Source organism: Roseovarius conchicola (assembly GCF_041403425.1).
Taxonomy (GTDB): domain Bacteria; phylum Pseudomonadota; class Alphaproteobacteria; order Rhodobacterales; family Rhodobacteraceae; genus Roseovarius; species Roseovarius conchicola.
The window spans coordinates 1,180,544-1,192,563 of sequence record NZ_JBGEHK010000001.1 but is presented as its reverse complement, the minus strand read 5'-3'; the positions used below and the strand labels follow the sequence as shown (position 1 = coordinate 1,192,563).

9 protein-coding genes are annotated in these 12,020 nt (G+C 58.5%); 3 read left to right on the top strand and 6 right to left on the bottom strand.

Annotation, left to right across the window (positions count from 1 at the left end):
* Nucleotides 1-84 precede the first annotated feature (84 nt).
* Nucleotides 85-1,695 carry an AAA family ATPase gene (locus tag V6N02_RS05830; protein WP_371224549.1) on the bottom strand — a complete coding sequence of 537 codons (1,611 nt, stop codon included), beginning with the start codon at nt 1,693-1,695 and terminating at the stop codon, nt 85-87.
* 1,007 nt (nt 1,696-2,702) lie between these two features.
* On the opposite strand from V6N02_RS05830, the gene V6N02_RS05825 reads away from it, so the two are divergent.
* Nucleotides 2,703-3,287, top strand: a complete 585-nt coding sequence (locus V6N02_RS05825; RefSeq protein ID WP_371224548.1) for an HNH endonuclease — start codon at nt 2,703-2,705, stop codon at nt 3,285-3,287.
* Here the strand turns inward: V6N02_RS05825 and V6N02_RS05820 are convergent.
* From V6N02_RS05820 to V6N02_RS05800, 5 genes are all read right to left on the bottom strand, one after another.
* Nucleotides 3,260-4,063, bottom strand: coding sequence for a methyltransferase domain-containing protein (locus V6N02_RS05820; protein WP_371224547.1), 804 nt, complete (start codon nt 4,061-4,063; stop codon nt 3,260-3,262). The genes V6N02_RS05825 and V6N02_RS05820 overlap by 28 nt on opposite strands.
* Nucleotides 4,064-4,197: 134 nt before the next feature.
* Nucleotides 4,198-4,710 carry a bactofilin family protein gene (locus tag V6N02_RS05815; RefSeq protein ID WP_371224546.1) on the bottom strand — a complete coding sequence of 171 codons (513 nt, stop codon included), beginning with the start codon at nt 4,708-4,710 and terminating at the stop codon, nt 4,198-4,200.
* Complete coding sequence (locus V6N02_RS05810) at nt 4,700-6,022, bottom strand: DUF5930 domain-containing protein (RefSeq protein WP_371224545.1); 1,323 nt, start codon at nt 6,020-6,022, stop codon at nt 4,700-4,702. Before V6N02_RS05810 ends, V6N02_RS05815 begins: the two co-directional genes overlap by 11 nt.
* 195 nt (nt 6,023-6,217) lie before the next feature.
* Nucleotides 6,218-7,021: a ferritin-like domain-containing protein gene (locus V6N02_RS05805; RefSeq protein WP_371224575.1), complete on the bottom strand. Its 804-nt coding sequence runs from the start codon at nt 7,019-7,021 to the stop codon at nt 6,218-6,220.
* Nucleotides 7,022-7,041: 20 nt separating this feature from the next.
* Entirely contained in the window at nt 7,042-7,503 is a 462-nt protein-coding gene (locus V6N02_RS05800; RefSeq protein WP_371224544.1) for a peroxiredoxin, read from the bottom strand.
* A 118-nt stretch (nt 7,504-7,621) separates the two neighbouring features.
* Here V6N02_RS05800 and V6N02_RS05795 point away from each other — a divergent pair, with 118 nt between their 5' ends.
* Nucleotides 7,622-10,903 carry an AsmA family protein gene (locus V6N02_RS05795; RefSeq protein ID WP_371224543.1) on the top strand — a complete coding sequence of 1,094 codons (3,282 nt, stop codon included), beginning with the start codon at nt 7,622-7,624 and terminating at the stop codon, nt 10,901-10,903.
* Nucleotides 10,900-11,970: a tRNA preQ1(34) S-adenosylmethionine ribosyltransferase-isomerase QueA gene (gene queA, locus V6N02_RS05790; RefSeq protein WP_371224542.1), complete on the top strand. Its 1,071-nt coding sequence runs from the start codon at nt 10,900-10,902 to the stop codon at nt 11,968-11,970. Before V6N02_RS05795 ends, queA begins: the two co-directional genes overlap by 4 nt.
* Nucleotides 11,971-12,020 lie beyond the last annotated feature (50 nt).

The following is a 12,020-nucleotide window of genomic DNA, read 5'->3' as shown; positions in this document are numbered from 1 at the left end:
AAAGACCATCGAAACGCGACGCTTGCTCCACCGCAAATCCGCCGCATAATCACAACAACCAGATGCGCCAGACCCTCTCTTAGCTCAGGCCGCCATCTGTCCCAAAATCCCTGACGACGGACACACGTCTTTGATTGCGCCAAGGTGAAGGCTGAATTTCTTTGTGTCATCCGCCAGCCGAACAGCGTGATCGAGCAGGGCTGCAACCGATGCCGCCGACATCGGGCGGAGATTTTCTTTTTCGGCCAGACTTGCAATCACCCGTGCCATCAGGCGTGTGTTTTTTGCCGTGCGTGAAAGCGTGTCTTCGAAGTCCGCCTGCAGTTTGAAGAGTTCACCGAATTCGGGATCAAGAAGTTGAAGCAAAAAGTGCAGACGGCGATTCCCGATGAGCACAACCCGAACATCCAGCGGGATCGGATCGGGCTCAAGTGAAATCGTTGACGCGAGGTTGAGGCGGTCTGATACTGATGTAATGGTGATGGATTGGCTTTGCAGGCATTGCTTGAGGGCGTCCCACGCAAAAGGCTCGGACAGCAGGCGCCGCGCGTCAATGATCAGGTATCCACCATTTGCCCGATGCAGTGCGCCGGGCTTGATGAGGGTGAAGTTGGTTGCCAGCGTCCCCATCTCGGCGACATGCTCGATGCGTCCCGTAAGGTGATTGAGCGATGGCAGTTCTTCCCACACCACCGGGGCCGCGCCTTCTTTCTCTTGTTCGTGTGACACCATGATGTTGACAGCGTATCGATTGAACTGCGGATCCCTGTGGTGTTTTCGAATGGCTTCGGGAAAAGGACCTTCGTTGCCCTCCCTTTGTGGGCGCAGAAACAATTCAGCGTTCGAGATCATGTCCTGACGGACACAGTTCAGATAATTGCTCACCTCAGCATTGTCTGAAAACTGTTCTGCAACCTCATGAACGCGAAGCGATACGGCGCGTTCGGCAAGGCCTGCATGCAAGTCCTCTACCCTCTGCCGGTGCTCTTTTTCGAGTTGCGGACCTTGTTTCAATACCTCAGCCAGATGCACCTGTAATCGCTCGATCTTGGCGTCAATCTCGGCCCGCACTTCCGCAGGCAGCGCCTCGTATACCTCCGGCTTTATGGGCTTCCCATCAACAATCGCAGCCAGCATGAACCCCATGGGTGTTCGCAGCAGCGCAACATTCTCGGCATGTGCACGATCTGCAAATTCGGCGATGGGTTCTTCGTGCCTCTGCCCAAATTCTTCTTCAATCGCGCGCCGTTGAGTCTGATATTCATCTGATTCAAAAAGTGCTGGGATCTCGTTGGCAAGATCGTCCACCAGATTTTGCATTGCGGCCCTGAACGCGACCGAGGACCCCGGTAACAGCTTTATGGCATTCGGTTTGTGCGGTGCGTTGAAGTTGTTGACATAGACCCAGTCTGATGGGGTAGGGCGGTTAGAGGCCTGCTTGGTTATAAGGTCATCCACGATTTCGTGGCGGCCCGTCCCCTCGCTTCCCAAGACATAGATGTTAAAACGTCTGTCGATGATACTGGCAGACAGGGTGATTGCGTCAATCGCGCGGTCCTGGCCGATCAGATGCGCCGCCGATTTGAGCTCTGATGTATTCTGAAAGCCCAGTTTCGTCGGGTCGCATTCCCGGCGCAGTGAATCAGAAGGCAACCCTGCCGTAATCTGCCCCTGCTTCGGCGTCGCCTGGCCCATTTTTTGCTCTCCAACTGGCTCTTCTGAATAGCAAGTTTGACATGAACCCCACTGTTCAGATTGACGTTCATCAATCAGACGAAGGAAATGAGTGGTCCGAGGCAGAAGCGCGGCGTATCAATCTGCAGACCAGTTGCCCGATATCTGCCGAGGCCATCACCACAATCTGTGAAGAACAACCTCATATTTCCGAATGTGGATACCGGTCTGATCGGTGTAAACGGCCCTTGTCGAGAACAGGAAATCATTGCCGACGGTCAAAGCAATGGACGGCCGATTTTAGAAGATGGGTGAAACGGCAAAAATATTGGCCAGCTCTGCGATTAATACTGAGTCTAACCTGACCTCCAAGGTGTGTAGCAATATCGCCGGATCCTTAGAAATCGACACATAGCTGTGCGAAACAAAGTTGCACCTGATCGATTCCAATTTGCTCGACCGAAGAAATAAGAGCGCTCACGTTGAAATTCTCGACATCAAGGGAAGCGACATTTCCAGTTTGGTAGATGACATGTTCATCCCAATGCGTTTGTCAAAACAGACACCGGGAATCTGGCGTCGCCCGAAAGCTACAAGCGAGCGGCCTAGCTGCGAACTTGCCGTGTTCGTGTTGGTGTATTCCATCATGCGGTAAGGGTGAGAGTAAGTCATATCCTAACTTTCAGTTGGGCAACGCAGTGCTCTAGTTCACAAGCACCTGAATGTCCGCTTTCAGCGTCTTGATAAATGCGGCTGCCGTTCGCAGCGAAAGTCCGCTTAGGGCTGAGAGCGGTCAATACCAATCAATGGGTGAACGTCCGCTCCGTCCCGCGAAGCGGTCTTTCGAATATGACGCTCCTGATTGCAGATACCTGTCATTCCATCGTCACAAAACTGCACTACTCAAACCACAAGATGTGCCGCTGAATCCAAGGCTTGCCAGAGGCGAAACACGAGATATAGTGGCGTTAACCAAGGGGCGGTGCGCCCGCCTCGCTGGATGAGCAGTGGGAGTGGCAATAGACAGAATGGACGGCGATTTCAGAACTGAGTTTGTCAGGGACCCGGCAGCCCTCAAACATCATCCCGCACTGGTCCTGAACGCGGATTACAGGCCATTGTCCTACTATCCCCTGTCGCTTTGGACCTGGCAGGATGCGATCAAGGCGGCTTACCTCGACAGGGTGGATATCGTGGCCGAGTATGAAGACACGGTCCGCTCCCCCAGTACCGAGATCAGGATACCCTCGGTCATTGTTCTGAAAGACTATGTCAAACCTCAAAAGCGCGTGGCCTTCACGCGCTTTAATTTATTCCTGAGGGACGAATTCCGCTGCCAGTACTGTGGTGCGAAAGGCGAGTTGACCTTTGATCACGTGGTGCCGCGTGCCAAGGGCGGGATCACCAGTTGGGAAAATGTGGTGGCGGCCTGCAGCCCTTGTAACCTCAAGAAAGGTTCGAAAAGCCTGCATCGCACGGGGATGTCCTTGCGCAAACCCCCGCGTGCACCTGCCGCCGAACAGCTCCGCAACATGGGGCGCAAGTTCCCGCCCAACCACCTCCACGAAAGCTGGCTGGATTTCCTCTATTGGGATGCTGAACTGGAAGCGTAGGGTTTGGTGCCGCGCAGGTGATGCGGGCACAACTCGCCTGTTTTCAGAACCGCAACCATCGCCTCCCAGATGGCAATGTTATCGGCCACTAGATCGGCACCGCATTTTTCTTCAAATTCGCTCCTGCGCGGGCCAGACAGCATCGCCAGTTCGTCAATCGCGATATCGCGGTACCAGGCGTTGCGGTTGGTCGTGCCGATGTCGGTGAACCCCGCATCCGCCAGTGCGCGTTCGTATCGCGCGGGCGAGGCGACCTGGAAATCCATATCCTCCAGCGCCACGTAGCGTTGCATCCCGGGCGAAAGCGGTCCGTCGTGCGAGGTCAGCCAGTCGGACGCTGCAAAAATTCCACCGGGGCGCAACACGCGGTAAACGTCGCGCGCCAGCGCCTCTTTGTCGCCGATATGAATAATGGCGTCCTTTGAAAAGACCAGGTCAAAGCTGTGATCCTCAAAAGGAAAAGGGCCGGGCGTGACCTGTATAATCTCAACCCGGTCGCTGGCCCCCGCAGCATCAACCCGCCCGCAGGCCAACGTGCAAACCGTCTCTTCCACATCGATGCCGACAACATGGGCCGCGCCATGATCCACGGCCAGCGACAGGGTGATCGCCCCGGTGCCACACCCGATATCCAGCACACGCTTGCCAGTCAGGTCCAGGCCCGTCAAAACACGAGACACTTCTTCCGGACCGCCGGGGGACAAGTATCCTTCCCCCCAGATTTCTTCCAGAAACGCGGCAAAGGCATCATCGTAGTGGTCATCGGTCTCGGACATGAAACATCCTGCTGTTTTGGTGGGACAGTCGCAAGCCTAGCAATCCGTCAGAGGCACGGCAACTGTACCACTTACAAAGAAAAAGGCGCCGCTGCCGGGGCAGGGCGCCTTTCTTGTTGATTTGTAACCCGTGCTTAGGCTTTTGGGGCCTCGGGCGCTGGTGCCGCCGCCTGCGGTTTCGGCGCGTTGGCCTTGGCGTTCAGCGGATCATCCTGACGCTGCACCGAACCTTCGAAATGGGCGCCGGATTCAATCGCGATGGTCTTGTGAATGATGTCACCTTCCACCCGTGCGGTCGAGGTCAGGCGCACTTTCAGGCCGCGCACGCGGCCCACGATGCGGCCATTGACCACCACGTCATCGGCGATCACCTCGCCTTTGATCGTGGCACCTTCGCCGACGGTCAGAAGGTGGGCACGAATGTCGCCTTCGATCGTGCCTTCGATCTGAATGTCGCCGGTGGTTTTCATGTTGCCGGTCACATGCAGGTCCGAAGACAACACTGACGCGGGTGGTTTTGCTTTGGGTGCGGCGGCTTTGAATTCGGCGGCTGCCGGAGACGCATCAGGCTTGGCCGCGGGCGCTGCCGGTTTGGCTGCCTCTTCGGGTTTCGGGGCCGGATCGTTGATTTTGCTTTTAGAAAACATCGTTAGCTGCCTTGATATAGATCATGGGGTTGACGGGTCTGCCGCCGACACGGACCTCATAGTGTAGATGGGTGCCGGTGGAACGTCCAGTGTTCCCCATATCACCAATCCGTTCCCCGCGCGAGACCCTTTGCCCCTTTTGCACCCGAATTTTAGACATATGCGCATAGCGGGTTTCGATGCCGAACTGGTGCTGGATCTTCACAAGGCGGCCATAGCCTGACAGCCATCCGGCGTGAATCACCACGCCATCAGCGGTTGAGTAAATCGGTGTGCCGTGAGGAGCGGCGAAATCGGTGCCGTTATGCATCCGGCCCCAGCGCATGCCAAAACCCGATGTGTAGCGGAAGGCGTTTTTGACCGGAATTGCAAAGGGCGCTTTCTGGGCCGCGATCCGGTAAAGGTTCAGGCGATCCATCTGGTTAAGGATGCGATTGGCGCGCTCGGTGTCCTGCGAATAGGCGTCGCCGCGCGTCGAGAAGCTCAGCGGTGTCAAGGGGCCGCCCTGACCGGAATAACCCTGACGCACAGTCGACAACAGGCTGTCAGTGTTCATGCCGGCGGCGCGGAACATCTTGTCAAGCGGTTCGACCGAGATGGTCATCGCTTCTTCCAACTGGCGGAAAATCTGATCGTTCTGATCCTGCATCAGCCTGATCTGTTCGGCCATTTCATCCGCGGCCAGCAGCGCGCTTTGGGCGTTTTCGGTGACCGTGTCGCGCTCGTTCGCGGTGTCTTGCAGGGCGGCTGTCAGGAAATCCATCGTGTCGCTGTCCAGCCCGTCTCCGAGGCCGCTTTGCCCGGGCACGCTGCCGTCGCCATTTTGGTTTTCAGCCAGTTCGGTGGCCTCGTCGCGGGCGGCGTCGCGTTCGTTCATCACCTTGCGCAAGGTGGCCTGAATCACATCAACGCCTGTTTCCAGCTCGCGCCGCCGGGTTTCGGAGGCCAACAATTCCGATTGCATCACCGAGATCTGTTCAAGGGCCGAATTGAAGCGTTCTTGAGCGGCAATCGCCTCTTCGGCGCGTTTGTCACGTTCGGACGACAGCGCATTCAGCCGGGCTTCGTAGGTGCGTTGATCGCGTTTGGCCTGTTCGCGGAAATTGCCCGACCCGATGCTGTCCATGATCAGGATCGCGGTGGCAATGATTGCCCAGGCAATCACCGCAGAGGATCCGAGGAAGGCAATCAGCTGGGTTGCGGGGCGCAGGCGAATGAACCGCGTGTCCGTGTCAGACCGAAGGAAAACCCTGCGTTCCGGGAAGTAACGCTCCAGGAGCGCAGTCAATTTGATAGCTAGATTGGTTCGCAAAAACTCCGTCCCTCAGTCAACCCATCCCAATAGCGGCGCCGCCTTTTTATCCTGGCACTCTGCGCCACTGCTTATCGAGTGTGCGCCCTTTGGGCAAGATTTTTGACCAACCGATTCGGGTTTTTGGGCTGATTGATGCCGGGGTGGCAAAAAACCGCCGATTCCAATGACTTGTCGCATGTGGTGCAGGTTGCGCTAACGGCCCGGCGCGGGAGAGTCGGCCAGCGGCCAGTAGAAGTCTGGCGGGATACCGGCTTCGGCCCGCTTTTCTTCGTTGAAAGGGGGCTTGAGGGGGCCATGAAAATAGCGGCGCACAAGGGTATGAAAGGCATCAATTGGATCAAGCTCGTGACGTCCGCAAAGGAAGTGAAACCACTTGGAGCCATACGCGACATGCGAGACTTCTTCGGCGTAAATCACCTTCATCGCCTCCACTGCCATGTCGTCGCCAGCCTTTTCAAAAATCGCGATCATGCCGGGGGTGACATCCAGTCCGCGCGCCTCAAGCACCATCGGGACAACAGCCAGACGACCCATGAAATCATCCGCCGTATCCTCGGCCGCGCGCCACATGCCCGCATGAGCAGGCAGCGCGCCATAATGGCTGCCTTGCGCGTCAAGACAGTCGCATATCAGATTGAAATGTTTGGATTCTTCATCTGCCGACTTTACCCAGTCATCATAAAATCCGATGGGCATGGGGGCGTCGGAAAACCGTGCGATGATGTCCCAATGCAGGTCAACCGCGTTCAGTTCGATATGCGCCACTGCATGCAGAATGGCGATACGCCCCTGCGGGCTGCCGGGGCGGCGGCGGGGCACATTGCGCGGGTCCAGTAACTCGGGACGATCAGGCCGGGCCGGGCGCATTGGCGGGCTGGCCGCACCAATTGCAATCTCTTCCCCGGCTTGGCGCGCGGCAAACCATGTCTCGGCATGGCGGCGTGACAGTGCGGTTTTTTCCCGACCGTCGGCGGTGGTCAAAACCTCGACCGCCATCTCTGACAGGGTTTGCGTGCTCACAGGGCGCGCGCCGCTTCAAGCACCTCTTCGGCGTGGCCGGGCACTTTCACCTTTGGCCAGATGCGGACGATCTTGCCCTCCCCGTCGATCAGGAAGGTTGAGCGTTCGATCCCCATGAATTTCTTGCCGTACATGCTTTTCTCTTTCCACACGCCATAGCGTTCACAGACATCGCCATGCTCGTCCGACAGCAGGGCAACCCCCAGCGAATGCTTGTCGCGGAACTTGTCGTGTTTGGCGACACTGTCTTTCGAGATGCCAAGGATCGTCACCCCTGCGGCCTCGAACTCACTTGTCAGACCAGTAAAGGCAATCGCCTCCTTGGTGCATCCGGACGTGTCATCGCGGGGATAGAAAAACAGCACCACTGCACCGGGGCGCAGGGCAGACAGGGTGATTTCGTCGCCCCCGTCGCGGGGCAGGGTGAAATCTGGGGCGGTTTCGTTCAACTCTGGCATGGGTGATCCTTGTGATGTGTCGCAGCCCCCTTCATATTAGGGCAGGCCGGGCCGGAATAAAGGGCTGATAACAGGCATGAGGCAGACCTGCGAGAGATGAACCCAGTGGCGCACCCGTATGAGTGATCCCGATCCCCAGGCACCAAAGCCCAAGCGCACGCGAAAGGCGTTGAAATGGAGCTTTGGCGTGTTGATCGTGCTGGTCTTGGCCGGCACCATTGGCGTGACTTCGCTCCTTGGGCGTCAGATCAGCGCACCTGATTGGCTGCGCGAAGAAATCACGACACGGCTGAATGCCCAGATCGACGGTGCAAATCTCAGCTTTGGGGATGTCAGCGTGGTTTTGGAGCGTAATTGGGTGCCGCGCGTGTCGCTGCGCAACGTACGGATCAACGATGCCCAAGGCGAAAAACTGGCTGCGGTGGCCGATGCCGAAGGCACGCTGGCCCTGCGCCCGTTGTTGCAGGGTAATGTCCAGCCCGGCACGATAAGCCTGTCCGGGGCCACATTGCGATTGCGCCGGTCAGAGGCGGGCAATCTTGGCGTTACCGTGGGCGATGCACCCGCGCCGACGGAAGAAGCCCCATCTTTTCCGGCGCTGATTTCACAGCTCGATGATGTGTTGATGCAACCCGATCTGCTGGCACTGACGGAAATCGAGGCCAACAATCTGACCGTTCGCTACGAAGATGCCCGTGCGGGTCAGGCCTGGACCGTGGACGGTGGGCGTCTGCGCCTGACCCGCGAGGGTGAAGACCTGCAGTTGCGCGGTGACTTTGCACTGTTGGGCAATCGCGGTTTCGCCACCACGCTCGAGATGAACTACCAAAGTGCGATCGGCGAGACAGGCGCGGAATTCGGTATCAGTTTTGAAGATATGCCCGCCCGCGACATTGCCCGCCAATCCCCTGCTTTGGCGTGGCTTGAGGCGTTGGAAGCTCCTATTTCGGGCGCCCTGAGAGCCGTGGTCGAGGCGGACGGCGCGCTGGGGCCGCTGAATGCCACGCTGCAGATCGGCGCGGGCGTGTTGCAGCCCACGGACGAGACAAAACCAATCCCGTTTTCCAGCGCCCAGACCTATTTCACCTATGATCCCGTCACCCAGTCGATGCAGTTTGACGAGGTGTTTCTGGACAGCAAGTGGGTTACCGCCCGCGCCGAAGGCAAAGCCTTTCTCGTGGGGTTGGAACAAGGCCTGCCAACCGAACTTTGGTCGCAAATCAGGGTGAGTGAGCTGCGCGCCAATCCGGACGGCCTTTACGACGAACCGATTGTTATCGAAGGCGCAACGATGGACACACGGCTCAAGCTGGATCCGTTCGAGCTGACCCTTGGTGAAATGAGCCTGAGCGATCAGGGCAATCGGCTGCTGTTGAACGGCACGCTGGCAGCGCAACCCGAGGGTTGGGACCTTGCTCTGGATGGCCGGATGGACGGACTGACCCCGGCGCGTCTTGTGGAATTGTGGCCCGAAACCGTGAAGGCCAACACCCGCAACTGGATCCGCGACAACGTGGTGGCGGCCGATCTGAGCAATATACAGCTGGCGGTGCGATCTCATCCCAATAGCCGCCCTGATCTGTTTCTGGGCTTTGATTTCAAAGGGTTGGAAACGCGGTTCATGAAGCAAATGCCGCATATCAAAGACGCCGAGGGGCATGGGTCGCTGTATGATACCCGTTTTGTACTCAGCGCAACGCGAGGATATGTAACGGCCCCACAGGGCGGGCGGGTCGAAATAGGCGGGACCAGTTTCATCGTTCCTTCCGTTCAGATCAATCTGGCCCCTGCGCGGGTGTTCCTGAAGGCCAAGAGCACGGTCACGGCGGCGCTGTCGCTTTTGGATAACGAGCCGTTTCGCTTTCTGACCAAGGCGGGTCAGCCCGTCACGCTGGCCGACGGGCAGGCCGAGATCGAGGGACAGCTGGATTTCCTACTGAAGAAGAAGCTGCGAACAGACGAAGTGGCCTTTGACGTCCGGGCCGTGGCCCGACAGGTACGCAGCGAGACACTGGTCGAGGGTCGTGTTCTGGCGGCCCCGCGTCTGGATATCGCAGCTAAAAATGGAAGCCTTGAGATTCGCGGTGAAGGGCGGGTCGGGCGGGTACCGGCGACCGGCATCTGGCGAACAGACATCGGGGAAACTTCCGATGGCAGCAGCCGTCTGGAGGGCAAGATCGAGCTGTCCGAGAGATTCGCGGATGAGTTTCGTATCGGCCTGCCCCCGGGCAGTATCTCGGGGGCAGGGACGGGCGTGATCGGTATTGATCTTGCCAAGGGCCAACCGGGGCGTTTTAACCTCACATCGGATTTATCGGGGGTGGGGCTGCGGCTCAAACCGCTGGGCTGGGCCCTGTCGCAAGGCGGCAAGGGCCAGCTGGAGGTCGATGGCAGCCTGGGGTCTCCACCTGAAATCAACCGGATCAGCCTGAATGCGGGTGGCCTTCGCGCCAATGGCAATGTCAGGCTGCGTGCCGATGGGCAGTTGGATCGCGCCAGCTTCAACCGCGTGCGCGTCGGAACCTGGCTAGATGCGCCGGTTGATCTGGTGGGGCGCGGGGCAGGGGCCACGCCCGCTGTGCAGGTCAATGGCGGTATGATTGATTTGCGCCAAACCTCGCTTGCCGGAGATGGCGAGGGCAGTCAAAACCGCGCGCGCGGTGGCCCGGTGACCTTGCGTCTGGACCGGTTGCAAATCTCCGAGGGGATATCCTTGACCGGTTTCGCGGGCGAGTTTGACATGTCCAGAGGTGTCGACGGGCGCTTCACCGGCAGGGTCAATGATGGTGCCACCGTGAATGGCACCGTGATCCCGCAGGGAAATCGCAGCGCATTTCGTATTCAATCCGAGAACGCGGGCGGGGTACTGGCCGCGGCCGGGTTGCTGAAAAACGCACGCAACGGAGTGATGGACCTGATCCTGCAACCGGCCACCGCCGCGGGGACCTATAATGGCAGGCTGAATGTCCAGCAGTTGCGTCTGAAGGATGCACCTGCCCTGGCTGCCTTGTTGAACGCGCTTAGTGTGGTGGGTATTCTGGAGCAACTGGCAGGTGATGGCATTCATTTTGCCGAGATTGAGGCCGATTTCCAACTTGGTCCGAAGCTGATCACCCTGACACAGGGCAGCGCTGTGGGGGCCTCGATGGGGATTTCGATGCAGGGCTATTACTTCATGGATCGCGGTGAGATGGACATGGAGGGGGTGTTTTCCCCGATTTATCTGGTCAATGCGGTGGGTGGGATATTCTCACGCAAAGGCGAAGGGTTGTTGGGATTCAAATACCGTTTGAATGGGCCAACCGATAATCCCTTGGTGCGGGTGAACCCGCTGTCCTTGCTGACACCGGGCATGTTCCGCGAGCTTTTTCGCAAACCACCGCCGAAAGTGCAGCGATGAAACTGTCAGACTTTGATTTTGATCTGCCCGAAGACCTGATTGCCACCCGTCCCGTCAAACCACGATCCTCGGCGCGCCTGTTGGTGGCCGAAGGCGATGCAATCACGGATGCCCATGTGCGCGACCTGGTCGATTGGCTGCGCCCCGGTGATCGGTTGGTGTTGAATGATACCAAGGTGATCCCCGCGCGCCTGACTGGGCAGCGCACACGCTGCGGCGAGCAAGGTGAAACCTCGGCCAGGATCGAGGTGACGTTGTTACAACCCGAGGCCGACAGCAGTTGGTCGGCTTTGGTCAAACCCCTGAAAAAAATCAGGGAAGGCGAGGTGGTTCGGTTTTCCGACGCGCTGTCCGCCGAGCTGATTGCCAAAGTCGATGGGCAGGGGCGACTGCGGTTTAATCTGACGGGCGATGATTTCGATGCGGCCCTCGCCGAGGCGGGTGCCATGCCCTTGCCGCCCTATATCGAGGCCAAGCGCAAGGCTGATGCGCAGGACAAGGACGATTATCAGACTGTCTGGGCGCGCAATGATGGGGCCGTGGCGGCTCCGACGGCCTCGCTGCATTTTGATGCCCCGCTTTTGGAGGCGTTGGAGGCGCGCGACGTTGGCTTTACCCATGTCACTCTGCATGTGGGGGCGGGCACGTTCCTGCCGGTCAAGGTCGAGGACGTGACAACCCACAAGATGCATGCCGAATGGGGCGAGGTGAGCACGCAGGCCGCTGCCGAGATCGCCGCGACCAAGGCGGCAGGCGGGCGCGTGATCCCGGTGGGCACCACCGCGCTGCGCCTGATCGAAACAGCCGGTCGCGACGGGCAGATCACCGCGTGGGAGGGCGATACGGATATCTTTATCTATCCAGGCTTTGACTTTCAGGTGGCCGATGCACTGATGACCAATTTCCACCTGCCCAGGTCAACACTGATGATGCTGGTCTCTGCGCTGATGGGGCAGGACACCGTGCGCGGCATTTATGCCCATGCCGTGGCCCAGAAGTATCGTTTTTTCTCCTACGGCGACGCTTCATTGTTGATACCGAAGAAAAACACTGTCAACGCTGGGTAAAGGTGTGACCGCGAGTCGCACCTGAGTGTAGGCTTAGTCGGCGTGCGCGC